The sequence below is a fragment of the Streptomyces sp. NPDC107522 genome (assembly GCF_055657525.1).
In genome coordinates this window covers 258,478-282,029 of the sequence record NZ_JBVKAU010000007.1, presented here as the reverse complement: position 1 = coordinate 282,029, position 23,552 = coordinate 258,478, and the positions used below count along the sequence as shown (strand labels likewise).

Annotated in this window: 25 protein-coding genes; 5 read left to right on the top strand and 20 right to left on the bottom strand. The window is 68.2% G+C overall.

Features of this window, described 5'->3' with window-relative positions; translation table 11 throughout:
- Nucleotides 1–81 precede the first annotated feature (81 nt).
- Together ACZ7L6_RS24605 and ACZ7L6_RS24600 are read left to right on the top strand one after the other, a co-directional pair.
- A complete protein-coding gene (locus tag ACZ7L6_RS24605) occupies nt 82–330 on the top strand; it encodes a hypothetical protein (protein ID WP_471927284.1) in 249 nt (82 codons plus the stop codon).
- Between the two features lie 138 nt (nt 331–468).
- A complete protein-coding gene (locus tag ACZ7L6_RS24600) occupies nt 469–906 on the top strand; it encodes a hypothetical protein (RefSeq protein WP_471927283.1) in 438 nt (145 codons plus the stop codon).
- Between the two features lie 485 nt (nt 907–1,391).
- Here the strand turns inward: ACZ7L6_RS24600 and ACZ7L6_RS24595 are convergent, their stop codons facing one another.
- Nucleotides 1,392–2,207, bottom strand: a complete 816-nt coding sequence (locus tag ACZ7L6_RS24595) for an ABC transporter permease (protein ID WP_471927282.1) — start codon at nt 2,205–2,207, stop codon at nt 1,392–1,394.
- A complete protein-coding gene (locus tag ACZ7L6_RS24590) occupies nt 2,204–3,217 on the bottom strand; it encodes an ATP-binding cassette domain-containing protein (protein ID WP_471927281.1) in 1,014 nt (337 codons plus the stop codon). The genes ACZ7L6_RS24595 and ACZ7L6_RS24590 overlap by 4 nt, the downstream gene beginning before the upstream one ends.
- A 200-nt stretch (nt 3,218–3,417) precedes the next feature.
- On the opposite strand from ACZ7L6_RS24590, the gene coaA reads away from it, so the two are divergent.
- Both coaA and ACZ7L6_RS24580 read left to right on the top strand, forming a co-directional pair.
- The gene (coaA, locus tag ACZ7L6_RS24585) at nt 3,418–4,386 is read left to right on the top strand and encodes a type I pantothenate kinase (protein WP_471927280.1); all 969 of its coding nucleotides are present in this window, start codon (nt 3,418–3,420) and stop codon (nt 4,384–4,386) included.
- Between the two features lie 50 nt (nt 4,387–4,436).
- Nucleotides 4,437–5,384 carry a DUF389 domain-containing protein gene (locus tag ACZ7L6_RS24580; protein WP_471927279.1) on the top strand — a complete coding sequence of 316 codons (948 nt, stop codon included), beginning with the start codon at nt 4,437–4,439 and terminating at the stop codon, nt 5,382–5,384.
- Here ACZ7L6_RS24580 and ACZ7L6_RS24575 read toward each other — a convergent pair.
- The 5 genes from ACZ7L6_RS24575 to ACZ7L6_RS24555 form a co-directional block, all read right to left on the bottom strand.
- Complete coding sequence (locus ACZ7L6_RS24575) at nt 5,381–5,917, bottom strand: hypothetical protein (RefSeq protein WP_471927278.1); 537 nt, start codon at nt 5,915–5,917, stop codon at nt 5,381–5,383. The genes ACZ7L6_RS24580 and ACZ7L6_RS24575 overlap by 4 nt on opposite strands.
- Nucleotides 5,918–6,083: 166 nt before the next feature.
- Nucleotides 6,084–7,442, bottom strand: coding sequence for a phosphoglucosamine mutase (gene glmM / locus ACZ7L6_RS24570; RefSeq protein WP_471927276.1), 1,359 nt, complete (start codon nt 7,440–7,442; stop codon nt 6,084–6,086).
- Between the two features lie 260 nt (nt 7,443–7,702).
- Entirely contained in the window at nt 7,703–8,215 is a 513-nt protein-coding gene (gene rpsI, locus ACZ7L6_RS24565; protein WP_146463584.1) for a 30S ribosomal protein S9, read from the bottom strand.
- 42 nt (nt 8,216–8,257) lie between these two features.
- Nucleotides 8,258–8,701, bottom strand: a complete 444-nt coding sequence (rplM, locus tag ACZ7L6_RS24560) for a 50S ribosomal protein L13 (protein ID WP_030046395.1) — start codon at nt 8,699–8,701, stop codon at nt 8,258–8,260.
- Between the two features lie 269 nt (nt 8,702–8,970).
- Nucleotides 8,971–10,236, bottom strand: a complete 1,266-nt coding sequence (locus ACZ7L6_RS24555; protein ID WP_471927273.1) for a glycosyltransferase family 87 protein — start codon at nt 10,234–10,236, stop codon at nt 8,971–8,973.
- A gap of 73 nt (nt 10,237–10,309) precedes the next feature.
- On the opposite strand from ACZ7L6_RS24555, the gene ACZ7L6_RS24550 reads away from it, so the two are divergent.
- A complete protein-coding gene (locus ACZ7L6_RS24550) occupies nt 10,310–11,194 on the top strand; it encodes a hypothetical protein (protein WP_471927271.1) in 885 nt (294 codons plus the stop codon).
- Nucleotides 11,195–11,264: 70 nt separating this feature from the next.
- On the opposite strand, the gene ACZ7L6_RS24545 is transcribed toward ACZ7L6_RS24550, so the two are convergent.
- The 13 genes from ACZ7L6_RS24545 to map form a co-directional block, all read right to left on the bottom strand.
- On the bottom strand, nt 11,265–12,038 hold the full coding sequence (locus ACZ7L6_RS24545) for a polyprenol monophosphomannose synthase (protein ID WP_471927269.1): 774 nt from the start codon (nt 12,036–12,038) through the stop codon (nt 11,265–11,267).
- Between the two features lie 29 nt (nt 12,039–12,067).
- The gene (locus tag ACZ7L6_RS24540) at nt 12,068–13,378 is read right to left on the bottom strand and encodes a UDP-glucose dehydrogenase family protein (RefSeq protein WP_471927267.1); all 1,311 of its coding nucleotides are present in this window, start codon (nt 13,376–13,378) and stop codon (nt 12,068–12,070) included.
- A gap of 75 nt (nt 13,379–13,453) precedes the next feature.
- Nucleotides 13,454–15,262: an ArnT family glycosyltransferase gene (locus ACZ7L6_RS24535; protein ID WP_471927265.1), complete on the bottom strand. Its 1,809-nt coding sequence runs from the start codon at nt 15,260–15,262 to the stop codon at nt 13,454–13,456.
- Nucleotides 15,262–16,287: a glycoside hydrolase family 26 protein gene (locus tag ACZ7L6_RS24530; RefSeq protein WP_471927263.1), complete on the bottom strand. Its 1,026-nt coding sequence runs from the start codon at nt 16,285–16,287 to the stop codon at nt 15,262–15,264. The genes ACZ7L6_RS24535 and ACZ7L6_RS24530 overlap by 1 nt, the downstream gene beginning before the upstream one ends.
- Complete coding sequence (locus ACZ7L6_RS24525) at nt 16,287–17,909, bottom strand: glycosyltransferase family 2 protein (protein WP_471927261.1); 1,623 nt, start codon at nt 17,907–17,909, stop codon at nt 16,287–16,289. The genes ACZ7L6_RS24530 and ACZ7L6_RS24525 overlap by 1 nt, the downstream gene beginning before the upstream one ends.
- 225 nt (nt 17,910–18,134) lie before the next feature.
- Nucleotides 18,135–19,001 (bottom strand): tRNA pseudouridine(38-40) synthase TruA, encoded by an 867-nt coding sequence (gene truA / locus ACZ7L6_RS24520; RefSeq protein ID WP_471927259.1) that lies wholly within the window; start codon nt 18,999–19,001, stop codon nt 18,135–18,137.
- Nucleotides 19,002–19,142: 141 nt separating this feature from the next.
- Complete coding sequence (gene rplQ, locus ACZ7L6_RS24515) at nt 19,143–19,649, bottom strand: 50S ribosomal protein L17 (protein WP_471927257.1); 507 nt, start codon at nt 19,647–19,649, stop codon at nt 19,143–19,145.
- A gap of 96 nt (nt 19,650–19,745) precedes the next feature.
- A complete protein-coding gene (locus tag ACZ7L6_RS24510) occupies nt 19,746–20,768 on the bottom strand; it encodes a DNA-directed RNA polymerase subunit alpha (RefSeq protein WP_003966937.1) in 1,023 nt (340 codons plus the stop codon).
- 150 nt (nt 20,769–20,918) lie between these two features.
- Complete coding sequence (gene rpsK / locus ACZ7L6_RS24505; RefSeq protein WP_003956432.1) at nt 20,919–21,323, bottom strand: 30S ribosomal protein S11; 405 nt, start codon at nt 21,321–21,323, stop codon at nt 20,919–20,921.
- Between the two features lie 65 nt (nt 21,324–21,388).
- Nucleotides 21,389–21,769: a 30S ribosomal protein S13 gene (gene rpsM, locus ACZ7L6_RS24500; RefSeq protein WP_019753104.1), complete on the bottom strand. Its 381-nt coding sequence runs from the start codon at nt 21,767–21,769 to the stop codon at nt 21,389–21,391.
- Nucleotides 21,770–21,966: 197 nt separating this feature from the next.
- Complete coding sequence (rpmJ, locus tag ACZ7L6_RS24495; RefSeq protein WP_003974245.1) at nt 21,967–22,080, bottom strand: 50S ribosomal protein L36; 114 nt, start codon at nt 22,078–22,080, stop codon at nt 21,967–21,969.
- 59 nt (nt 22,081–22,139) lie between these two features.
- Nucleotides 22,140–22,361 (bottom strand): translation initiation factor IF-1, encoded by a 222-nt coding sequence (infA, locus tag ACZ7L6_RS24490; protein WP_003948620.1) that lies wholly within the window; start codon nt 22,359–22,361, stop codon nt 22,140–22,142.
- A gap of 242 nt (nt 22,362–22,603) precedes the next feature.
- Nucleotides 22,604–23,440 carry a type I methionyl aminopeptidase gene (gene map, locus ACZ7L6_RS24485; RefSeq protein WP_471927255.1) on the bottom strand — a complete coding sequence of 279 codons (837 nt, stop codon included), beginning with the start codon at nt 23,438–23,440 and terminating at the stop codon, nt 22,604–22,606.
- Nucleotides 23,441–23,552: the final 112 nt, after the last annotated feature.

Genomic DNA, 23,552 nt, shown 5'->3' with positions numbered 1-23,552 from the left:
GCCGCGGTGCATAACATCGGCCCTGCATCCGCCGTCCTCGACCTGCCTCGGCCCGCTTGCCCAAGCCCCGTGGAGCTGCACGTGAGTTACGACATCTACGTGTGCCGGTTCGTGAACGGTAAACAGGCGTCGCTGGATCACAACATGGTCCACGAGGTCCATTGCCCGTACGTGGCGGCACAGCACCCTGAACACGGCTTCCTCCAGCTCAGGTCACCCCTCACCTCTGCCAACAGCATCACGATCAGCCACTTCGGCGGAGACGGGATCATGAACGTCACCTCCGATCTGATGCGCCACCTTGAGGCAGTTCTCATCCTTCCGGGCTGAACGGTGATCGTGAACCGGTACGAAGACCGTGACCACCTGGCGCAGACTCTCAGGGGCGAGTGGTCTGTCGTCATCGCGTCGACGCGTGCAGAGATCACGCAGGCGATCCGCGCGCCCTGACTGCACGGGAGGGTCCAGATGAGCCGCGATTTGTGGATCCACAAGTTCATCGACGGGGAGCCCGCTTCCCTGGACTTGGCTGCGGTCCGGGAGGTTCTGGCACCCCACGATGCAGATCCTGAGAGGGTGGCCGAGGACGAAACGGAATTCGAGATCCGTGCCTCTGACGGCGGGGGCGCCGACGTGTTCGCCGACGAGGACGGCATCCGGGTCGAGCGCCCGTCTGTCGGCGGCATCCTCGACATCCTTGCCGAACTGGTCATCCGACTAGGAGCGGTGCTCATCGATCCGAGAGACGGCTCTTTCATCTGTAGGCCGGAAGAACGAGCCCATCTCCCCGCCCAGTTCCAACAGGATGCGGTCGTCATCGAGATGACTGGCCGGGCGATCGGAGGTCGAGGTGGAGCAGAACGACATGGACCTGCTGGGACTCCTGTGAAAGCGAGACAGCCCTGACCGGACGCCGCCGCTCCGAGACAAGTGGTCAAGGTCGTTTCAGGCAGGGGCAGGTGTAATGAGCTACAGCCTGAGCTTCTACAGGTTCGCGGATGGTGCGTTGGCCGAGCCCGACATGGACGCGGTCCGGGAGGTCCTTTCTCCCTACGCTGCCGCGCCCGAGAAGACGACGGACGGCGGTACGGAGTTCCGGGTCCGTGCCGCTGACGGCAGTGAGGCCGAGGTCGCCGTCTTCGGCAACGTCATCGGTGTCGAACGCCCGCAGGTGGGCGACGTTTGGAAGGTAATCATCGAGCTGGCGGACCGGCTCGGTGCCGGGATCCTCATTCCCAACGGGACGTTCTTGTGCCGCGAGGACATGCGGGCGCACCTTCCCGAGGGCATGGAGAGCGATGCCGTTTCCGTTCCGGAGATCACCCTCGAAGTCTTCGAGAGGGTCGCGGGTCCGTTCGCGTATCCGCTGACCAGGCCCGCCGTGCACCAAGTCACGTCTTCGCCCGATAAGCCCTCATCGCCAGCGGATAGAACACCACCGCAATCCCCGCGGCCCACACCAACGACCACAACACGGGCTCAGCCACCGCCCCACCCAGCAGCAACCCCCGGAACGCGTCCGACAGATGGGTCACCGGATTGACGTCGCTCCATGCCTGCAGCCACCCCGGCATCGTCTCCACCCTGACGAACGCGCTGCTGGTGAAGGTGATCGGGAAGATGAGGGTGAAGGCGAAGGCCTGCACCTTCTCGACGTCCCCCGCCAGCATCCCGATCAGCACAGCGCTCCACGACACCGCCGCCGCGAACACCACCAGCAGCACCGCCCCGAGCAGGAACCCGTCCACTCCCCCGGTGATCCGGAAACCGAGCAGCAGACCGAGGCCGATCATCAGCAGCATCGCCCAGACGTGCTTGGCGAGGTCCGCGGTGATCCGGCCGATGAGCGGGGCGGAGCGGGCGATCGGCAGGCTGCGCAGGCGGTCGAAGACGCCCTTGGTGAGGTCGGTGTTGAGTGCCATGGCCGTGTACATCGTCATGAACAGGGTGTTCTGCACGATGATCCCGGGCAGCGCGTACTTCAGATACGCCTCGGGCGACCCGGCCATCTGCCCGCCCAGCACGTACGTGAAGAGGAACACGAACATGATGGGCGTGATGCTGTAGTCGACCAGCTCCAGCGGGTTGTGCTTGACCGCGACCAGACTCCGCCAGGCCATCGTGAAGGTCTGCCGCAGCCCGTCGAGCGGCCGTACACGGCCCGACTTGCTGATCGGGGCCGTGACGGTCGTGGTGGTGGCGGTCATGGCCGCATCACCGCCTTGTGAAGCTCGGAGCTGTCGTCGTCCCGGACGGACGCACCGCCGTTGCCCTCGGGTGCGCCGGGTTCCGCCCGGTGCCCGGTCAGCGCCAGAAAGACCTCGTCGAGCGACGAACGCCGCAGCGCGAGCTCCCCCACCGCGATCCCCTCACGGTCGAGCGCACGCACGACGGCCGGCATCAGCTCGGGATCCTTCACCGGGGCGGTGACCGTCTCGCCCTCGATCCGGGCCTCCGGACCCGCCGCCCCGGCCACCAGCGTGTGCGCCCGCGCGAGATCCCGCGCCACCACCGGCCGCAGCTCCAGCACCTGCCCGCCGACCTGCGACTTCAGCTGGTCCGGGGTGCCCTCGGCGATCACCCGGCCCTTGTCGATCACCACGATGTCGTCGGCGAGCACATCGGCCTCGTTCAGATACTGCGTGGTCAGCAGGGCCGTCGCACCGTCCGCGACCAGCCCCCGCAGCAGGTCCCACAGCTCACCACGACTGTGCGGGTCCAGACCGGTGGTCGGTTCGTCGAGGAAGAGGATGCTGGGACGGCCCACCAGGCTGGCCGCCAGGTCCAGACGCCTGCGCATCCCGCCCGAGAAGGTCTTCACGGCCCGCCCGGCCGCGTCCGTCAGCTGAAACCGCTCCAGCAGCTCGGCCGCCCGCGCCCTGGCCTCCCTCCTCGACAGACCGAGCAGCCGGCCGATGAGCAGCAGGTTCTCCGTGCCGGTCAGGTTCTCGTCGACCGCCGCGTACTGCCCGGTCAGCCCGACCATGGCACGTACGACCCCGGCCTCCCGCACCACGTCATGACCGGCCACGTGCGCCCTGCCTCCGTCGGGCCGGAGCAGCGTCGCGAAGATCCGCACCGCCGTCGTCTTCCCCGCGCCATTGGGGCCCAGCAGCCCGAGGACCGACCCTCTGCGGGCCCCTAGGTCGACACCGGCCAGCGCCTCGGTCTCCTTGAACCGTTTGACCAGACCTTCCGCTTCGATCGCATACGTCATGGGTCCCCCTCGGGGGCTCGGTTCAGTGGACCCCGGCCCGGGCCCACCTCTCCCACAACTGTGACGCACGGCACTGACATTCCCCGCCTTGTCCTATTTCCTCCCGAAAATGAGCGGAACGCGGACCTGCGTGACGGATCCCACCCCACCGTCTGTTCGTACGCCCGTAACAATGGACTGTGATCTCTCCGGTCTCCTCGATGCCCCGGAGCGCCCACCGGCAGCGGCCGGAGGCGACTCCCTACGTCGACCTCACCCGCGCCGAGTGGAGCGCACTGCGCGACAAGACCCCGCTGCCGCTCACCGCGGAGGAGGTCGAGAAGCTGCGCGGTCTCGGCGACGTCATCGACCTCGACGAGGTCCGCGACATCTACCTCCCGCTCTCCCGCCTGCTCAATCTCTACGTCGGTGCCACGGACGGCCTCCGAAGCGCGCTGAACACCTTCCTCGGCGAACAGGGCTCCCAGTCGGGCACCCCGTTCGTCATAGGAGTCGCCGGCTCCGTCGCCGTAGGAAAGTCCACGGTCGCCCGCCTCCTCCAGGCCCTGCTCTCCCGCTGGCCCGAGCACCCGCGCGTCGAGCTGGTCACCACGGACGGCTTCCTCCTGCCCACCAGGGAGCTTCAGGCCCGCGGCCTGATGTCGCGCAAGGGTTTCCCCGAGTCCTACGACCGCCGCGCGCTCACCCGCTTCGTCGCCGACATCAAGGCGGGCAAGGACGAGGTCACGGCCCCCGTCTACTCCCACCTGATCTACGACATCGTCCCTGACCGGCGGCTCACGGTCCGCCGCCCGGACATCCTGATCGTCGAGGGCCTGAACGTCCTCCAGCCCGCCCTCCCCGGCAAGGACGGCCGCACCCGGGTCGGCCTCGCCGACTACTTCGACTTCAGCGTGTACGTCGACGCGAGCGCCGAGGACATCGAGCGCTGGTACCTCAACCGCTTCAAGAAGCTGCGCCAGACCGCCTTCCAGAAGCCGGACTCGTACTTCCGCAAGTACACCCAGGTATCGGAGGAGGAAGCCCTCGACTACGCCCGCACCCTCTGGCGCACCATCAACAAGCCCAACCTGGTGGAGAACATCGCCCCCACCCGCGGCCGGGCCACCCTCGTCCTGCGCAAGGGCCCCGACCACAAGGTGCAGCGGCTGAGCCTGCGCAAGCTGTAAGGCGGTAACGCGAGCCTGTCAAAGAAACGCGGGCCTGTTAGAAAGGCGTCATGCTGCATCTGCGCCTGATCACCCCGGCCGACAAGACCGACGACGTGGTCCGCCTCATCGAGAAGACGGTCGGCACGACCCACCTCGCGGTCCTGCCGGGCGCCGCCCGCAACCCCGCGGGCGACCTGGTGCTGTGCGACGTGGCGCGCGAGGCCGGCGACGAACTCCTCACCGGGCTGCAGCAGTTGGGCCTCGACGAGCAAGGCTCCATCGCCGTCGAGACCATCGACCTGTCGCTGTCCAAGCGGGCCGACAAGGCGGAGGCGGAGGCTCCGGGCGAGGGCGCGGACGCGGTGCTCTGGGAGCACCTGACCGACGCCACGCACGAGGAGTCGACCCTCTCCATCACCTACGTCGCCTTCATCACGCTCGCCACGATGATCGCGGCCTGCGGTGTGGTGCTCGACAACGCGATCCTGATCGTGGGCGCGATGGCGGTGGGCCCGGAGTTCGGGCCGCTGGCGGGCATCTGCACGGCCGTGGTGCAGCGCGCCCCACGCCTGGCCCTGCGGTCGCTGATCGCCCTGCTGGTGGGCTTCGCGGTGGCGATGGCGGCCACGGTCGTCTTCAGCCTCTTCATGGACTCGGTCGACCTGTTCAGCAAGGACCTGCTGGACGACACCCGGCCCAATACCGGCTTCATCTACGCCCCGGACTGGTTCTCCTTCATCGTGGCGGTCCTCGCGGGCGCCGCCGGCACGCTCTCCCTGACGTCCGCGAAGTCGGGCGCGCTGGTCGGCGTCGCCATCTCGGTGACGACCGTCCCGGCCGCCGCCAATGCCGCCGTGGCCCTCAGCTACGGCGACACCGAGCAGACCTGGGGCTCGACGGAGCAGCTGCTGCTGAACCTCCTGGGCATCATCCTGGCCGGCACGCTGACGCTGCTGGCCCAGAAGTGGCTCTGGGCCAGGCAGCGCGAGCGTTCGGCAAAGGCCGCCGGCGTCTAAGAGATGTAACGCGCTTCGCAGAGCGAGCCGATCACGTCACCGGGGTTGGCGAACACCACGTCGGAACCGGGGCCACAGGTGGACACGACGTCGTTACTGGGCGTGTCGTCGTCCACGCCGATCGTGTCGTTGCCGCTGCCGGTCGCCACGGTGTCGGGGCCCGAGCCGGCATCGACGACGGTGCGGATCCCGATGCCCGTCCCGTCGAAGGTGTCGCGCGCGTCACCCAGCCCGACCGAGAGCCGGCTGACGGGAAGGGGACAGTCGACCGTGTTGAAGTCCACCTGAGTGCACCCCGGTCCCGCCGAGACGCCCGTGCTGTCCATGAGCCTCAGCCGCTGGATGCTGTTGATGGTGACCAGGGTGGCCGTCACGTTGTTCATGAAGCCGGCACGCGCGCTGAGCCCGACGTTGCCGAAGACACGGAATGCAGTGGAGCCAGGGGTCTGGGCCGCGGCCGGGGTGGCGAACACAGGGACGAGAAGACCGGCGGCCAGAACCGGCACGGCCGCTCGCTTCAGGGTGCTGCTCACGATCTTCATGCTGTGCGTCTCACTTTCGTCGAGGCAGGGCGCCACGCAGAGCCCCCCTCGACGAAAGTGAAACAACGAGTCATCGGCCGTGCACTCTTTGTACGTACGTTCAAGTGACGAGTAACGAGCGACGATCGACGAGCGACGAGCGACGTACGCCGGTGAACTAACCCAGCGCCGACTTCACCGCATCGGCCAGCCGCCCGGCAACGGACCGGGCCTGATCGATGTCGGCCGCCTCGACCATCACCCGCACCAGCGGTTCCGTACCCGACGGACGCAGCAACACCCGCCCCGTCGAGCCCAGTTCGCGCTCCGCGTCGGCGACGGCGGCAGCGAGGTCGGCCGAGGTCTTCACCCGCGCCTTGTCGACGTCCGGCACGTTGATCAGCACCTGCGGCAGCCGCTCCATGACCGAGGCGAGGTCCTTGAGCGTACGACCGGTCTGCGCGACCCGAGCCGCCAGCAGCAGCCCCGTCAGCGTGCCGTCACCGGTCGTCGCGTGATCGAGGATGATGACGTGCCCGGACTGCTCGCCGCCCAGGGCGAAGCCGCGCTCCTTCATCTCCTCCAGCACATACCGGTCACCGACGGCGGTCTGCACCAGGGCGATGCCCTCGCGCTCCATGGCCAGCTTGAAGCCGAGGTTGGACATCACGGTCGCCACCACGGTGTCGGCCCGCAGCACGGACCGCTCCCGCATCGCCAGCGCGAGCACGGCGAGGATCTGGTCGCCGTCCACCTCCTCGCCGGTGTGGTCCACGGCGAGGCAACGGTCGGCGTCACCGTCGTGCGCGACACCGAGGTCGGCACCGTGCTCGATGACGGCGGCCTTCAGCTTGTCGAGGTGGGTGGACCCGCAGCCGTCGTTGATGTTGAGGCCGTTCGGCTCGGCACCGATGGTGACGACCTGGGCCCCGGCCCGCGTGAAGGCCTCGGGCGAGACGCCCGCGGCGGCGCCGTGCGCCTCGTCGAGGACGATCTTCAGCCCGTCCAGCCGGTTGGGCAGCACGCCGAGGAGGTGGGCGACGTACTCCTCGAACCCCTGGTCGTACGACCGCACCCGCCCGACGGCCGCGCCGGTCGGCCGCTCCCACGGCTCACCGTGCCGGTGCTCGTCGTAGACGGCCTCGATACGGTCCTCCAGCTCGTCGGCGAGCTTGTGGCCGCCCCGGGCGAAGAACTTGATGCCGTTGTCGGGCATGGCGTTGTGGCTGGCGGAGAGCATGACGCCGAGGTCGGCGCCGAGCGAGCCGGTCAGGAAAGCCACCGCCGGCGTCGGCAGCACACCGACCCGCAGCACGTCGACACCCGCGCTCGCCAGACCGGCCACCACGGCCGCTTCCAGGAACTCCCCGGACGCACGCGGGTCCCGCCCGACCACCGCCTTCGGCCGGTGGCCCTCGAAGGTGCCCGCCTCGGCCAGTACGTGCGCCGCCGCCACGGACAGACCGAGCGCCATCTCGGCCGTCAGATCCGCGTTGGCGACGCCGCGCACGCCGTCCGTGCCGAAGAGTCGTCCCACTTGTCCTCCTGAGGAAACATCAGTTCCGAAAGCGGAGCCGGCGTGCGCTGTGACGCATGTCGCCGGGGGCTCCCGCTTCCAGGCATTCCATGCCCGGGCCATCGGATCACACAAGCCTTTGAACGCCTGAGCATCCGAGCGTCTGAACGTCTTGTGCCGTTATACGCCCGAGCCCGGGGATAAAACGAACGCCCCGGCGGCACTGTGGCGTGCCGCCGGGGCGTTCGGAGTACCGGAGTACCAGCAGAGGCAGCGAGCGATTAGCGCTTGCTGTACTGCGGGGCCTTGCGGGCCTTCTTCAGACCGGCCTTCTTGCGCTCGACCGCACGGTCGTCGCGGCGGAGGAAGCCGGCCTTCTTCAGCGGGCCGCGGTTGTTGTCGACGTCGGCCTCGTTCAGCGCGCGGGCGACACCGAGACGGAGCGCACCGGCCTGACCGGAGACACCGCCACCGGCGATGCGGGCGACGACGTCGTAGCGGCCCTCGAGCTCGAGAACCTTGAACGGCTCGTTGACTTCCTGCTGGTGCACCTTGTTGGGGAAGTAGTCCTCAAGGGTGCGACCGTTGATCTTCCACTTGCCGGTGCCCGGGACGATCCGGACGCGGGCGATGGCGTTCTTACGACGGCCCAGGCCGGCGGCCGGCTGGGGCTCACCGAAGCGCGAGGCGAGGGACTCGGAGGTGTACTCACCCTCCACCGGAACCTCGGACTCGGTGGTGTAGCTGTCGATGTCAAGCTCTTCGAGCGGCTGCTCGGCAGTGGTCTCGGCCACGATTCTCCTCAGATTCTCTTCAGGCTTAGGGGGTGGCCGGACTTACTGCGCGACCTGGGTGATCTCGTACGGCTGCGGCTGCTGCGCGCCGTGCGGGTGCTGGTCACCCTTGTAGACCTTCAGCTTCGAGAGCATCTGACGGCCCAGCGTGTTCTTGGGGAGCATGCCCTTGACGGCCTTTTCGATGGCCTTCTCGGGGTTCTTGTCGAGGAGCTCGTCGTAACGGACGGAGCGCAGACCACCCGGGTAGCCGGAGTGGCGGTACGCCATCTTCTGGGTCCGCTTGTTGCCGGAGAGGTGCACCTTGTCGGCGTTGATGATGATGACGAAGTCACCGGTGTCGACGTGGGGCGCGTAGATCGGCTTGTGCTTGCCCCGCAGGATGGAGGCGGCGGTGCTGGCGAGACGACCCAGGACGACGTCCTGAGCGTCAATGACGTGCCACTGGCGCGTCACATCGCCGGGCTTGGGGCTGTACGTACGCACGGTTCGTAGCCTTCGCTTCGAGTGAATGGTCCTGACAAGGTCACCGAAACGATCACGACAGCCTTGACCGCATGGCGGCGACGCATACCGCGTACATGGGGTCGCTGGTCATCGGCCCGGTGGACCGGTGTAAGGGCCCGTCCCGTGAGAATGAGCAAGCCAATACACAACGAACATGCAGGATACCTGCGACGCCGCGGCCGGGTCAAAACGGGCCGGAGCTGCCGCCCCGCGTCTCAGCCCGTCCGGCGTTTGAGGACGAGGCCCCTTCAGGGCCGAAGCGGCGGTCTGGGGGCGGCAGCCCCCAGCGGGGTCGAAGGGGCGGCGCCCCTGGAGGACGGGAAGGGTAGGGGCGGCGGGGGCGGGGAAACCGGGCCGGAGCGGAAGCAGCGCACAGCCAGCGTAACCGCCAGGACACACAGCGTGACCGCATCCTTGAAGGCCCGCCGCTGCACTGCCTCCAGAAGGGGCCAGCTCACCCCAGGCAGCTGCGGAACGAACGCCACCCAGAACCAGACCCCCCGCGCAGCCGCCCCCTCACACGGCAACCCCGCCACCAGCACCGGCACGACAACCAGCAGATAGTGGTCGTACGACGGCCGGGAGACCAGGAACGCCGAGAGCATCAGCATCGCCGCCGTCTCCGCCAGCCTCAGCACCCCGGGACCCCCCACGCCCCCAGCACTCCCGGCACCCCCACCCCGCCACCGCCGCCAAGCACACCCCACCCCCACCCCCGCAGCCACCCACCCGATCCCCCCGGCCACCACCCCCGGCACCCCCACCCGCGGCAGCACCGCAACCGGCGACGCCTCATACAGCCGTACAAACCCGTCGTCGCCGCGCAGCAGAAACGGCAGGGTGCGAGTGAAGAACCCCGCAGGATCCGGCAGCACCAGCGCCGCCCCCACCGACGCCACCACCGGCACCCCGACCATCACCACCAGCCCCCGCCACCGCCCCGCGAAGACGAACAGCAGCCCGACCGGCGCCAGCAACGGCTTCAACGCGACCGCCGCCCCGAACACCACCCCCGCCCACACCCACCGCCCCCGCCCGGCCAGCAACAACCCCAGCGGCAGGGCGAACACCGCCGTAGCCGTCCAATTGCCCAGCAGAACAAGGTGGGCGAAGGGCGCGAACCCCACCGCGAGCCCGATCAGACCGAGGGCCGCGAAGCGGCTGCGCACATCGACGCCGTACAGACGCAGCGCGCAGACCCAGCCCCCCACCAGACACCCGGTCACCACCACCGGCACCAACACACCCAGCACACCCCGCGGAACCAGCACCTGAGGCGCCGCCGCCAGCACCGCGCTCGGCAGATAGAGGAAGTGGGGGTCGTCATACGGCGATTCCCCGGCCAGCCAGACCCGCGCCGCCCGCACGACGATCGCGTTGTCCATCCCTCCGTCCGAGGTCACCCGCGCCGTACGCACCACAAGAGCCCCGAGCACAGCCCCGAGCACCACCCACAGATGCCAGGTCGCCCGTCGCACCAACCACCCGGAGATGTCGCTTTTGTACTCGCTCATCGACTGAACGCTAGGGGCCCATGGGCCTCTTGGGGCGGAGCGGCACACCCGCGACCCGTCTAAGATGCGCCCCATGAGCTACGGGCAGCAGGGGGGACCCCAGTCCCAGTGGGATCCCTGGAAACCGCATTCCCAGCAGCCGTGGAACAGCGGCGCCGACCAAACCCCTGACTGGGCAGCGCTCGCCGAGGCCTCCGAGTCGCGCAACAAGCGGCGCCGGCTGCTGTTCATCGGCGGCGGCGCCCTCGCCACCGTCGCGATCGGTACCGCCGTCGCCGTGGCCGTGGTGTCGGCGAACGACAACTCCGGCTCCGACCAACCGGCTTCCGGGCTCCCGGCGACCGCGGACCTGCCGGGCCAGACCACCGGCGCGGCCCCGTCGTTCGAGTCGACGAGCGCTCCGCCGCCGCTGGATCCGAAGGACTTCATCTCCAGCAAGAGCAAGGACACCGCCCCGCTCGGCGCTCAGATCCTCTTCCCGGGCAAGCAGCTGACGGCGGGCGACACGGTGTACAAGAAGGGCCCGACGGACGACACGAAGAACTGCTCCGCGGTCAGCAAGGGCAAGCTCCCCAAGATCCTCACGGACAACGGCTGCACACGCCTCATGCGCGTGTCGTACGTCAAGGACGGCATCGCGGCGACGATCGGCGTGGCCGTCTTCGACACCGCGGCGCAGGCCACCAAGGCCGCGGGTCAGGTCAACACCAAGACGGACATCATCAGGTCGCTCTCCGGCCAGGGCGTCAAGGACCACTGCACCGCCGCCGTCTGCCTCTCGACCGTCAACGCCTACGGCCGTTACGCCTACTTCACCATCAACGGCTTCACCAACGGCAAGGACGTGACGAAGAAGGACACGAGCGTCTTCGAGGTCAGCGAGAACCTGAAGAGCTTCACGCGCGATCAGATCTACAAGCGGGGCGCGGCGCAGGCGTCGGCGGCGGCCAACGAGTAGAAGAGGCCTACGAGCAGTCGTAGCCGAGGAAGAGCGGAGGACGACGCGCAGTCGGCCTCCGCCCTCGGACTCACCGGTGCTTCAGGCGCAGCCGGATCGGCACGACCGCCGACTCCAGCTGCGTCCTCAGCGTCATCTTCGACACACCTTCGGTCCGCTCCTCGAAGCGGATCGGGATCTCCACGGCACTGTGCCCGGCCCGTACGGCCTTGTACTTCAGCTCGACCTGGAAGCTGTAGCCCGCGCTGTCCAGGGTGGCCAGGTCGATGTCCCGCAGGGTGGCCGCCGACCACAGGTTGAAGCCGGCCGTGATGTCCCGGATCTTCGTGCCGAGCACGGCCCGGGCGTAACGGTTGGCGAACCGGGACAGCAGGACTCGGTGCATGCCCCATTCCTCGTCGAGCGAGCCGCCCTCGACGTACCGGCTGCCGACGACCAGCCCCACCCCCGAGGCCACCGCCGTCCCCAGCATCCGCGGCACCGCCTCCGCCGGGTGGCTGCCGTCGGCGTCCATCTGGACGACGTAGGCGGCGCCCTCCTCCAGCGCGGCGCTCATGCCGGCGACGTACGCCCGCCCCAGGCCGTCCTTCTCGGTGCGGTGCAGCACGCTCATCCGGCGCCGCCCGTCCCAGTTGTACTTCTCGGCCAGTTCCTCGGCGATCCGCCCGGTGCCGTCCGGGCTGGAGTCGTCGACGATCTTCAGGTGCAGCCCGTCGACCGGCAGCCCGAGCACCAGCTCGGCCATCCGCGGCAGGTTCGCGGCCTCGTTGTACGTCGGCATCACCACGGTGACCGGTACGCCCGGGTATCTGCCGTGGCTGTCACGTCCGTCACGTCCCGTCATGGCTTTCTCTTTCCCTCCCCTAGGAGCCCCTACCGGGGCTCCTCCCCAACGGGCGCGGGCCTTCCCAGCGCCCGGAAACGCCAGCCCGCCGCGGTCCAGCGGTCCGCGTCGAGCACCCCCCGCCCGTCCACGATCCGCGGACGGGAAACCAGCGACCGGGCGCGCTCCGGGTCGATCTCCCGGAACTGCGGCCACTCGGTCAGATGCAGCACGAGATCGGCGCGGTGCAGCGCCTCCTCTGCCGACAGCGCGTACCCGAGGAGCGGGAACGCCTTGCGGGCGTTGTCCATCGCCTCGGGGTCGTAGACCGTGACGTCGGCGCCGTCGAGGCGCAGGCGTGCGGCGACATTGAGCGCCGGCGAGTCACGGATGTCGTCGGAGTCCGGCTTGAACGCGGCCCCGAGTACGGCGATCCGGGCGCCCAGCACCGCTCCCCCGCACATCTCCCGCGCCACCTCGACAACCTTGTCGCGGCGCCGCATGTTGATCGCGTCGACCTCGCGCAGGAAGGCCAGCGACACCCCCAGTTCGTCGGCGCGGTGCGCGAAGGCGCGGATGTCCTTGGGCAGGCAGCCGCCGCCGAAGCCGACGCCGGCCCGCAGGAACTTGCGGCCGATCCGGTCGTCGTACCCGATCGCCTCGGCCAGCACGCCGACGTCGCCGCCCGCGGCCTCACAGACCTCCGCCATCGCGTTGATGAAGGAGATCTTGGTGGCGAGGAAGGCGTTGGCGGCCGTCTTCACCAGTTCCGCGGTCGGGAAGTCGGCGGTGACGAGCGGGGTCCCCGCGGCGAGGACAGAGCCGTACACCTCCCGCAGAATCGTTTCGGCCCGCTCCGAGCCCACCCCGAACACCAGCCGGTCCGGCCGCAGCGTGTCCTCGACGGCGAAGCCCTCGCGCAGGAACTCCGGGTTCCAGGCGACCTCGACACGGTCATGCTCCGCCGCGAGCCGCCCCGCCGTCCCCACCGGCACGGTGGACTTCCCGACCAGCAGCGCGTCCGGCGCGGCATGCGCCGCGATCGCCGCGAACGCGGACTCCACGTACGTCAGATCGGCGCCCTCGGAGTCCTTGCGCTGCGGCGTGCCGACGCACACGAAGTGCACGTCGCCGAAGGCCCCGGCCTCCTCGTAGGAGGTGCTGAAGCGAAGCCGCCCACTGGCCGTGTGCCGGGCGATCAGCTCCGCCAGCCCGGGCTCATGGAACGGCACGCGCCCGTGCCGCAGCGCGGCGACCTTGTCCGGGTCGACATCGACCCCGAGCACCTCGTGACCGAGCTCCGCCATACAGGCGGCGTGGGTGGCACCGAGGTAGCCGGTGCCGATGACGGTGAGCCGCATGGAGTACGGCCTTTCATGTACAGGGTGGAGAAGGAGGAGAAAGAGGAGAAGGAAAGGAGGAGATGAACGGCGGGCTCAGGACGTCTTCGCCCAGATCTTGTAGGAGCCGGTGCCGCCCCCGCTGAGCTCGAAGGGGATCGTGCCGACCATGCGGTAGTGCCCGCTGGTGGTCACCTGCTGCTCGAGGTACTTGTCGAGATCCGGCGTAGCGACGCCGTCCAGTACGACGAGGTCGAAGTAGCCGGCCTCGATGGCCAGGCGGTAGCCCTCCCGGCCGTGGTGGATCTTGCCGTTCTTGTCCGAGTAGCCGATGCCGTACGTCGAGGTCCACTGCGAGTGCTTCGTCTTGTCCCGCAGGTAGTAGACCGGCACCTCGTACGTCGCCCCGAGATAGCGGGCCTTGGGCTTCATGTACGGCTCGATCGCCTTGACGAGCGGCCTGGAGTCGGGCCACAGCCCGAATCGCCACTCCGACTGCGAGACACCGAGGCACAGGGCGGCGACCCAGATCATGATGCCCAGCTGCGGATAGCGGAAGTGCTTGCCGACCAGCCGGATCACGCCGACGCCTGCCATGGGGGCGGCGAAGAGCAGACCGAAGTCGAGGTGCTTGTAGAGGGAGACCGCGGTGCTGAGGTGGATCTGGTACGCCGGCGCCAGCACGGCGGTGCCGGTCAGCAGCAGACCTGTCAGGAGGCGCCAGCGCCAGCCGGGACCGTTGAGGCCGTAGGAGCGCGGGGACTCGTTCATCCGGCCGCGCAGCGCGTAGGCGACGGCGCCCGCGACGGCGGTGGCGAACATCAGGCCGCCCCACTCCGCGGACTTCTCCAGCAGCGACATCGCGCTGTCGGTGCCGTGCGCGCGGTTGGTGGTCGTCTGCTGCACACCGGCGAGCACATCGGTGTACATCAGGCCCACGCCGACCAGCGCGGCAGTGCCCACTCCCAGCAGGAACGCCCGCAGCAGACAGCGCCAGCCCTTGTGGTGCCACGCGGTCAGCGCGGCCAGCACGATGAGCGTGGGCACGTAGAGGGCGGACGCGTACTTCACCGCGACCGCCAGCACCATCACCGGCGCCGCGAGCAGCACGGCTATCGCGGGCGCCCGGTTGGTGCGGACGACGATCCAGGCGGACAGCGCCAGCAGGAAGATCGCCGGAGCGTCGTACGTGGCGAACCAGCCGAGCACGATCGTCGGCTGGGTCACCGCGAACAGCGCGGCGGCCGCGAGCGCGACCCGCTCGTTGAACATGCGCCGGGTGAAGGAGTACAGCAGCCCGGTCGCGCCCAGCATGCACAGCAGGCTCAGCAGCCGGGCGCCGGAGAGCCCGAACCAGCCGTCGACCACGGCCGCGGCGACCGGGTACAGCATCGGCGACCCGGAGAAGTACGACTCGTAACCGCTGTGCAGCGGGGTGCCGTTCGTCCAGTGGTCGATGATGTTGTGGCCCGCCGCCAGGTACAGGGCCTCGTCCTGGAACGCGGTGTTGGACAGCCGCAGCGACAGCACCGCCTGGATCACCATGAGGATCGCCAGGACACCGCGGCTGACCCAGGCACGGCGCCGGCTCGGCCGGTCGTCCCAGCCCGCGTCCGGCGTCTCGGGAATCTCGTAGCCGGGCTCGTCGTCGTCCGGCACCTGCTGGTACTGGACCGTGCGCAGCGCGTACGTCGGCTGGTCCTCGTGCAGCCCCTGCGGCTGCTGCGGGACGCCGGCCGCGTACTGCTCCTGCTGCTGTTGGTAGGCGTAGTACTGCTCGTCGTACGCGTATCCCTGCTGCGCCTGCGGGGCGGCGGCCTGGCCGTCTGAGTTGAACCAGGTGAAGTCTTCCTCGGCGTACGGATCGTAGGGCTGAGGCGTGTAGTGATCGTGTCGGGAGGTCATCACGGCTTCCGTACGTCGAAGCCGAAGCTGTCGTCGGCGGCCAGGCGCTTGAACTCCTTCAGCGCCAGCGGGCTCGCCTCCAGTCGCCAGTCGGCACGCTTTTTGTGGTTGAACCAGATGAAGCCGAGCATGTCGTCGTCCGCCGCGACGCCCGCGAACAGGTTGCGGATGTCGGCACGGCGCCGCTCACCCGCCATGGCCGCGGTCTCCAGCAGGATCATCGGCTTCTTGGTGAAGGTGCGGACCTGGTCCCGGGTCGCCCCGAAGACGCTGTCGAAGGCGTTGTCCTCCTCGATCGTCCAGTAGCCGATCAGGCCCACCCAGTCGACGTAGGCGTCGCCCGGGTAGTACGGCTTGAGCCGCACGCTCTTGACCGGGTTGACGATGTTGGGCGACCAGGCCCAGATGACGTTCGAGGCGCCGACGTCGATGAAGGTCTGGTGGATGTGCCGCCAGGCGGCCACGTAGTCCTTCGGGGTCACGTTCTGCGTGCCCCACTTCTCCCAGTGGCCGTTGAACTCGTCGGCGAAGGAGATCACCACGGGCAGGTTCAGCTTGCGGACCGCCGTCGCGTACTCCGTGATGTACGCGTCCGACTTGCCGGCCGCGATGTCGGCGATGGAGGTGTCGAAGGGCTCCCACGACATCAGCGTCATGGCGCCCTCACGCCAGGCGTTGCGCACACCGGTCGCGTCGAAGCCGTCGCCCCAGGCGGCGTAGTACTCGATGAGGTTCGGCTGCTTGCCGACCATCTTCGTGTACGTGTCGACGCCCTTCATGGAGTTCGGCGCGCCCTCGACGGCGGCACCGAAGTACTTCTTGCCCGGCTTCAGCAGCGGTACGACGTCGTAGGGCACGTCGGTCTCGGTGCCCTCCGCGGCATCGGCGCCGGCCTCCTTGCCCTGCTGGCCGGTCTGCGAGGAACCGCCGGACTCCTCGCCCAGGACCGAGCAGCCGGTGAGGGCGAGGGCGCCGGACAGCAGGCAGGCCGTCAAAGCCGTACGGACACGGGTGAACGACTGCATCAGGCAGCCACCGCCTTCTCGCGGGGTTGGACCAGGACACGGCCCACGACGAGGGCGTAGAAGAGGCCGGAGGACAGGATCAGGGCGAAGTCCGGGGCGTCCATGGTGAACGTGCGGTAGACCGCTCCCACGACCCAGACCAGCGCGGTGCCGCCGCTCCAGACCCACATGCCGATCCAGAAACGCCGGGTCTTGTTCTTCTTGGCGCCGGAGGAGCCCGTGGGCTGCCAGCCCATGCGGTTCTTGCGGAGGATGTCCCAGATGGCGAAGACGTGCGCCCAGCCGTACATCATGCGGGCCGCCCAGGCCTCCAGGCGGTAGGGCGCCTTGTGCCACATGGGGAAGATGATCGTGGTGTAGATGATGCTGGGCAGCACCAGGGCCAGATGCTCGACCATGAGCTTCTCCGGCATCATGATCAGCAGCACGATCGGGATGACCGGGGCCGCGAACGTGAACAGCGCCGTGTGGATGTAGTAGAAGAAGCCGGACATGTAGCACAGGCGGCTGGAGAGCTTGATCTTCGCCTGCCAGAACTTACGGCTGCCTAGCAGGCTCATCGAGCCGGAGCACCAGCGGTACTGCTGGTTGAAGAAGGCGCCCGCGGTGTCCGGGCACACCCCCGTCGACACCGCGACCGGCACGTACCGCAGATCCCAGCCGAGCCCCCGCAGGTCGAAGCCGGTGTGCACATCCTCGGAGTGCTCGATCAGCGTCGTACCGCCGTTGGTCTCCAGGGCGGCCCGCCGGTACACCGCGCAGCTGCCGACGCAGATCGCGCCGTCGCTGCCCTGCCGCGACACCTGCACGGAGCGGTAGAACAGCTCCTGCACGGCGCCCGCGCCCCGCTCGATCCAGTTCTGCGAGTCCAGCACCCGGAAGTACTGCGGCGACTGGACGATCCCGATGCGCGGGTCGGCCTCCATGTACGGCAGCAGCTCCTGGAGCAGGTCGGCGCGCGGGGTGAAGTCGGCGTCCAGGATCAGGATGTACTGGCCGTCGGACTGCCCGAACCCGAAGTGCAGGTTGCCGGCCTTCTTGAACCAACCGCGGTTCTCCCGGGTGCCGTAGCGGAAACCGAAGTCCCGGGCCATGGCGGCGAGTTCAGGACTGGCCCCGTCGTCGAGCACGAACGGGACACACACCCCCGGATACCGGTCGGCCATCTCCCGCACATGCCGCCACGTGTTGTGCAGCACCTCGATGGGCTCACCGCACACCGGCAGGAAGACGTCGACCGTCGGGTACACGTCGGGGCGCCAGTTGTGCACCAGCCGCTTGTGGTGCGCGATGTCGAAGTCCCGGGTGAACCCGTTCACCCGTAGCGACACCAGGTAGTACAGCACCGTGAAGACCAGCAGCGGCGTGTAGATCCACAGCACCGGCGTCGACTGGGCCAGCTTGAACTGGCTCACCACCAGACAGCAGAAACTGACCAGCGAACTGACCGTCAGAATCCACAGATGCCGGCGCGCATAGGAGTACTTCTCCTTGTCCGTCGGCGGCAGCGGCAGCAGCCCCAGCGGAGCGCCGTCACTCCGCCCCGTCTTCCGCCGCCCGCCGGCGCTGTTCTGACGCGCGGCACGGCGCCCCCCAGTCCGCGCAGGACCAACTGAACTCATGCCAAACCCACCCCCGGGCCCGGAAACGGCCCGTTGATACCCCCACCCTCAGCTCGGCCTTCCCCATGTCGAACTGTCGATCCTTCGAACAATGGCCGAGCGACTCGAACCAATGGTCGAGCGACGAAAGGCTATACGAGAGGTAAGGAGGTCGTAAGGGGCAACAACGGACTTACGCCCGGTAAGTCCCGACATGAGCGCTATCTACCTGCAAATGTCAGGTAACTAACAGGTTTCGCATCCGGACGTCCCGGGCAGAGATCGCCGGTTTCGCGCCTCCTTGTTCCGCGCGGCGAGCAACTCGTCAGCGGGGTACCCGACCTCTTCGAGCGTCAGCCCATGCGGCCGTACGACATGCACGGCGGAGTCCCTGACCCCGGCGGCGAGCACCTTGCCGGGCCAGTCGGCGGGCCGGTGCCCGTCCCCCACGAACAGCAACGCCCCGATGAGCGAGCGCACCATGTTGTGACAGAAGGCGTCGGCCCGAACGGTGGCGGTGATGATCCCGTCGTCCCCACGCACCAGGCTCAGTTCCTGCAAGGTACGGATGGTCGTGGCCCCCTCCCGCTTCTTGCAGTACGCGGCGAAGTCATGCTCCCCGAGCAGCCCTCGCGCCGCCTCGTTCATGGCGTCGACGTCCAGGGGCCAGTCGTGCCACAGGACGTGACCCCGCAGCAGCGGGTCGACACCGCCGGGATTGTCGGTGACGCGATACGCGTACCGCCGCCAGACCGCCGAGAACCGGGCATTGAACCCCCTGGGCGCCTCCCTGAGGGCCCACACCCGCACATCCTTGGGCAACCGCCCGGCAAGCCGCTTGAGCAACTTCTCGTGGTGCTCCCGCCAGACCCCCTCCGGCAGATCGACATGCGCGACCTGCCCCCGCGCATGCACCCCGGCATCGGTCCGCCCGGCCACGGTCAGTTCGTACGTCGCACTCCCCGACCGCGTCACGGTCCGCAGCGCGTCCTCGATCTCCCCCTGCACGGTCCGCTTACCACCGGCCTGCTTGGCCCACCCGTGAAACGCGGAGCCGTCATAGGACAGATCGAGGCGGATACGAACGTAACCGGGTGCCACTTCATCACTCACGTACAGATCCTCTCAGCAACACAAGAGCGGGCCCGCTCCTCGAAAGGAACGGGCCCGCAATCGCCCTTCAGGGGCGCGGGGAACTGCGCGAACAACCACGGCGGCGCCGCAGCCGCAAGACAGCAGCCACCCGGCAGACGCTTAGGCGTCCTTGGACTCCTCGGCAGCCTCATCGGCCGCGACAGCCTCGTCGGCCTTGGTCGTGTCGACCTTGGCCTCGGCAACCTCGGCGTCCTTGGCGGCACGCTTCGTCGCGGCCTCGGCCTCACCCGTCGCCTGCTGCGCGACCGTCAGCGCCTCGACCAGCTCGATGACAGCCATGGGCGCGTTGTCGCCACGGCGGTTACCGATCTTGGTGATACGGGTGTAGCCACCCGGACGGTTCTCGTACCGCGGGCCGATCTCGGTGAAGAGCGTGTGGACGACGCTCTTGTCCGTGATGACCTGGAGCACCTGGCGGCGGTTGTGAAGGTCGCCCTTCTTCGCCTTGGTCACCAGACGCTCGGCGTACGGCCGCAGACGGCGGGCCTTCGCCTCGGTGGTGGTGATACGGCCGTGCTCGAACAGCGCCTTCGCGAGGTTCGCGAGGAGCAGCTTCTCGTGCGCGGCGCTGCCGCCCAGACGGGCACCCTTGGTGGGCTTCGGCATGTTCTTTCTCCTGTGTGTCTGCCCCGGCCGTGTCAGGTACCGGGGTCAGGAACCCGATGAGCGGATGCTCACCGGCAACGACCGATCAAGTACTGATCAGTACTGCTCGGTCTCCACGAAACCCGCGTCCGCGTCGTCGTCGGCGCCGAAGGCGTCGGCAGCGGCCGTGGGGTCGAATCCGGGCGGGCTGTCCTTCAGGGCCAGGCCCATGCCGGCCAGCTTCGCCTTGACCTCGTCGATCGACTTCGCACCGAAGTTACGAATGTCGAGGAGGTCGGCCTCGGAGCGGGCGACGAGCTCACCCACGGAGTGGATGCCCTCACGCTTGAGGCAGTTGTACGACCGAACGGTGAGCTCCAGCTCCTCGATCGGCAGCGCCAGGTCGGCGGCAAGGGCGGCGTCCGTCGGGGACGGGCCCATGTCGATGCCCTCGGCGTCGATGTTCAGCTCGCGGGCGAGACCGAACAGCTCGACCAGGGTCTTACCGGCGGAGGCCATGGCGTCACGCGGACGCATCGCCTGCTTGGTCTCGACGTCGACGATCAGCTTGTCGAAGTCGGTGCGCTGCTCGACACGCGTGGCCTCGACCTTGTACGTGACCTTCAGAACCGGCGAGTAGATGGAGTCGACCGGGATACGACCGATCTCCTGGCCCACCTGCTTGTTCTGCACGGCGGAGACGTAACCACGGCCACGCTCGACCGTGAGCTCCATCTCCAGCTTGCCCTTGCCGTTGAGCGTGGCGAGGACGAGGTCGGGGTTGTGCACCTCGACACCGGCCGGGGGCGCGATGTCGGCGGCGGTGACCAGACCCGGTCCCTGCTTGCGCAGGTACATCACGACCGGCTCGTCGTGCTCCGAGGAGACGACCAGCTGCTTGATGTTGAGGATCAGGTCGGTGACGTCCTCCTTGACGCCCGGCACGGTGGTGAACTCGTGCAGGACACCGTCGATGCGGATGCTGGTGACAGCAGCGCCGGGGATCGACGACAGGAGGGTGCGGCGGAGGGAGTTGCCGAGGGTGTAGCCGAAGCCCGGCTCCAGCGGCTCGATCACGAACCGGGAGCGGAACTCGTCGACGACCTCTTCGGTCAACGAGGGACGCTGAGCGATCAGCATGTGTGGATCAGATCCTTCTTTCGTGGACGCCCGCTATTTGACGCCCGACGGAAACCGCGCCCATGAAAAGCGCGGGTACTGCAAGGGTACGGGCGATACGGCCCAACAGAGCCGTACCGCCCGAATACCCGAAGCCGAACCGGCCGTACGTCAGACGCGACGACGCTTCGGCGGACGGCAGCCGTTGTGCGGGGTCGGGGTGACGTCCTGGATGGAGCCGACCTCGAGACCGGTCGCCTGAAGCGAACGGATCGCGGTCTCACGACCCGAACCCGGACCCTTCACGAACACGTCGACCTTGCGCATGCCGTGCTCCTGGGCGCGGCGGGCAGCCGACTCGGCGGCCATCTGCGCGGCGAACGGCGTGGACTTCCGGGAGCCCTTGAAGCCGACGTGGCCGGCTGAGGCCCAGGAGATCACGTTGCCGGACGGGTCCGTGATGGAGACGATCGTGTTGTTGAACGTGCTCTTGATGTGCGCGTGGCCGTGAGCGACGTTCTTCTTTTCCTTGCGGCGCACCTTCTTGGCAGCGCCCTGACGTCCCTTGGGGGGCATCTACTAACTCCTACGGGAGGTGGTCGGTCCTACAGCGAAGACCGTGGACAGGTGTCCGCTGCGGACTACTTCTTGCCCGGCTTCTTCTTGCCGGCGATGGCGCGACGCGGGCCCTTGCGGGTACGAGCGTTGGTGCTGGTGCGCTGACCGCGGACGGGCAGGCCGCGACGGTGACGCAGACCCTGGTAGCAACCGATCTCGACCTTGCGGCGGATGTCGGCCTGGATCTCACGACGGAGGTCACCCTCGGTCCTGATGTTGTTGTCGACGTACTCGCGGATCGCGACGAGCTGCTCCTCGGAGAGGTCGCGAACGCGGGTGTTCGGGTCGACGCCGGTGGCAGCCAGCGTCTGCTGCGAAAGGGTCCGGCCGATGCCGAACACGTAGGTGAGGGCGACCTCCACGCGCTTGTCGCGCGGGATGTCAACACCGGAAACGCGTGCCATTCAATGGCTCCTGGTGATCTTCGGAGGTCTTCCGCAGAACCGACTCCCAGCCGCCGTACCAGGTACGAACTGGGTCCCCGGCCTCCGAACCGGGGGTGTCAGGCGGACGCTCGTCCGGCTGGGTCCTGCGTATGAACATATTCAGCTCGCGTCGCGCGAAAACTCTGCGATAGAGGTGCAGAGGGGTTGGTCGTGCGTCAGCCCTGGCGCTGCTTGTGGCGCGGGTTGTCGCAGATGACCATGACCCGACCGTGACGGCGGATCACCCTGCACTTGTCGCAGATCTTCTTGACGCTCGGCTTGACCTTCATTGGGTGAGGTTCTCCGGGTCAGTGCCATCACCCCGGCGAGGCCGGGGCGCGGGCAAGATCTACTTGTACCGGTAGACGATCCGGCCACGCGTCAGGTCGTACGGAGACAGCTCCACCACGACCCGGTCGTCAGGGAGGATGCGGATGTAGTGCATACGCATCTTGCCGCTGATGTGTGCCAGGACCTGGTGGCCGTTCTGGAGCTCGACCTTGAACATGGCGTTCGGCAGAGACTCGACGACAGTGCCCTCGATCTCGATGGCACCTTGCTTCTTGGCCACGCTTCGCCCTTCGGAATCGACTACCTTGATCGACTCCCTTGCGTCCCTTACGGGCGCATGCAGGCATGCGGGTGCACGAGAGCCGACGAGTCAGTCTACGTCAGCGCCCCCGGAAAGACGAATCGAGGAAGCCTGCCCCGCTTGGAAGATCCGTAAGCGCAGCCAACCCGGGGGCGCCAGGCTGTATCGACATGCGGCTCCGCCGCGTGGGCGCGACCAGCCCCATACAGCCGCAGACGAACTCAGCCCAGCGGATCCGGCGCAGCCACGATCCCGTGCTCCGCCAGCTTCGCCTTACCCCCGTCGGGAGCCGTCAGCACAAGCGGCCCCTCCTCCGTCAGCGCGACGGAGTGCTCCCAGTGGGACGACCACGTACCGTCCGTCGTGATGACCGTCCAGTCGTCCGACAGGACCTCCGTCTTCGGCGTGCCCAAGGACACCATCGGCTCGATCGCCAGGCAGAACCCCGGAACCAGCTTCGGCCCCTTCCCCCGCCGCCGGTCGACGTAGTTCAGCAGATGCGGGTCCATGTGCATCTCGGTACCGATGCCGTGGCCGCCGTAGTCCTCGATGATCCCGTACTTGCCGCCACCCGGCTTCGGCTGCCGGCGAATGTACGTCTCGATGGCACGGGAGACGTCGACAAGGCGATTGCCCTGCTTCATGGCCGCGATACCGGCCCACATCGACTCCTCGGTCACCCGGGAGAGCTCGATCAGCTCCGGGGCGTGACCGGAGCCCACGAAGGCGGTGTAGGCGGCGTCGCCGTGCCAGCCGTCGATGACGGCGCCGCAGTCGATGGAGATGATGTCCCCGTCCTTGAGGACGACGTCCTCGGACGGGATGCCGTGGACGACGACGTCGTTCACGGAGGTGCAGATCGTCGCGGGGAACCCGCCGTAGCCGAGGAAGTTCGACTTGGCGCCGTGCTCCGCGAGCACCTTGCGGGCGACCTCGTCCAGATCCTTGGTGCTGGCCCCGGGCACCGCGGCCTCACGCGTGGCCGCGTGAATGGCGGCGACGACCAGCCCCGCCTCACGCATCTTGGCGATCTGCTCGGGGGACTTGATCTGCACCATGGGGACGGACGCCTTTCTCGGGCTGGACGGACAGGGCCGGACACGGACGGGCGGGACACTGACGGGTGGGACAGAGACGACTGCTTCAACCATAAGGGCGGAGTCCGCACAC

What these genes read in the sequence shown, in the direction of transcription:
- ACZ7L6_RS24600 (WP_471927283.1), top strand. Translation starts at nt 469, where the DNA reads ATGAGCCGCGATTTGTGGATCCACAAGTTCATCGACGGGGAGCCCGCT.
- ACZ7L6_RS24595 (WP_471927282.1), bottom strand. Translation starts at nt 2,207, where the DNA reads ATGACCGCCACCACCACGACCGTCACGGCCCCGATCAGCAAGTCGGGC.
- ACZ7L6_RS24590 (WP_471927281.1), bottom strand. Translation starts at nt 3,217, where the DNA reads ATGACGTATGCGATCGAAGCGGAAGGTCTGGTCAAACGGTTCAAGGAG.
- coaA (WP_471927280.1), top strand. Translation starts at nt 3,418, where the DNA reads ATGCCCCGGAGCGCCCACCGGCAGCGGCCGGAGGCGACTCCCTACGTC.
- ACZ7L6_RS24580 (WP_471927279.1), top strand. Translation starts at nt 4,437, where the DNA reads ATGCTGCATCTGCGCCTGATCACCCCGGCCGACAAGACCGACGACGTG.
- ACZ7L6_RS24555 (WP_471927273.1), bottom strand. Translation starts at nt 10,236, where the DNA reads ATGAGCGAGTACAAAAGCGACATCTCCGGGTGGTTGGTGCGACGGGCG.
- ACZ7L6_RS24550 (WP_471927271.1), top strand. Translation starts at nt 10,310, where the DNA reads ATGAGCTACGGGCAGCAGGGGGGACCCCAGTCCCAGTGGGATCCCTGG.
- ACZ7L6_RS24545 (WP_471927269.1), bottom strand. Translation starts at nt 12,038, where the DNA reads ATGACGGGACGTGACGGACGTGACAGCCACGGCAGATACCCGGGCGTA.
- ACZ7L6_RS24540 (WP_471927267.1), bottom strand. Translation starts at nt 13,378, where the DNA reads ATGCGGCTCACCGTCATCGGCACCGGCTACCTCGGTGCCACCCACGCC.
- ACZ7L6_RS24535 (WP_471927265.1), bottom strand. Translation starts at nt 15,262, where the DNA reads ATGACCTCCCGACACGATCACTACACGCCTCAGCCCTACGATCCGTAC.
- ACZ7L6_RS24530 (WP_471927263.1), bottom strand. Translation starts at nt 16,287, where the DNA reads ATGCAGTCGTTCACCCGTGTCCGTACGGCTTTGACGGCCTGCCTGCTG.
- ACZ7L6_RS24525 (WP_471927261.1), bottom strand. Translation starts at nt 17,909, where the DNA reads ATGAGTTCAGTTGGTCCTGCGCGGACTGGGGGGCGCCGTGCCGCGCGT.
- rplQ (WP_471927257.1), bottom strand. Translation starts at nt 19,649, where the DNA reads ATGCCGAAGCCCACCAAGGGTGCCCGTCTGGGCGGCAGCGCCGCGCAC.
- ACZ7L6_RS24510 (WP_003966937.1), bottom strand. Translation starts at nt 20,768, where the DNA reads ATGCTGATCGCTCAGCGTCCCTCGTTGACCGAAGAGGTCGTCGACGAG.
- rpsK (WP_003956432.1), bottom strand. Translation starts at nt 21,323, where the DNA reads ATGCCCCCCAAGGGACGTCAGGGCGCTGCCAAGAAGGTGCGCCGCAAG.
- rpsM (WP_019753104.1), bottom strand. Translation starts at nt 21,769, where the DNA reads ATGGCACGCGTTTCCGGTGTTGACATCCCGCGCGACAAGCGCGTGGAG.
- rpmJ (WP_003974245.1), bottom strand. Translation starts at nt 22,080, where the DNA reads ATGAAGGTCAAGCCGAGCGTCAAGAAGATCTGCGACAAGTGCAGGGTG.
- map (WP_471927255.1), bottom strand. Translation starts at nt 23,440, where the DNA reads ATGGTGCAGATCAAGTCCCCCGAGCAGATCGCCAAGATGCGTGAGGCG.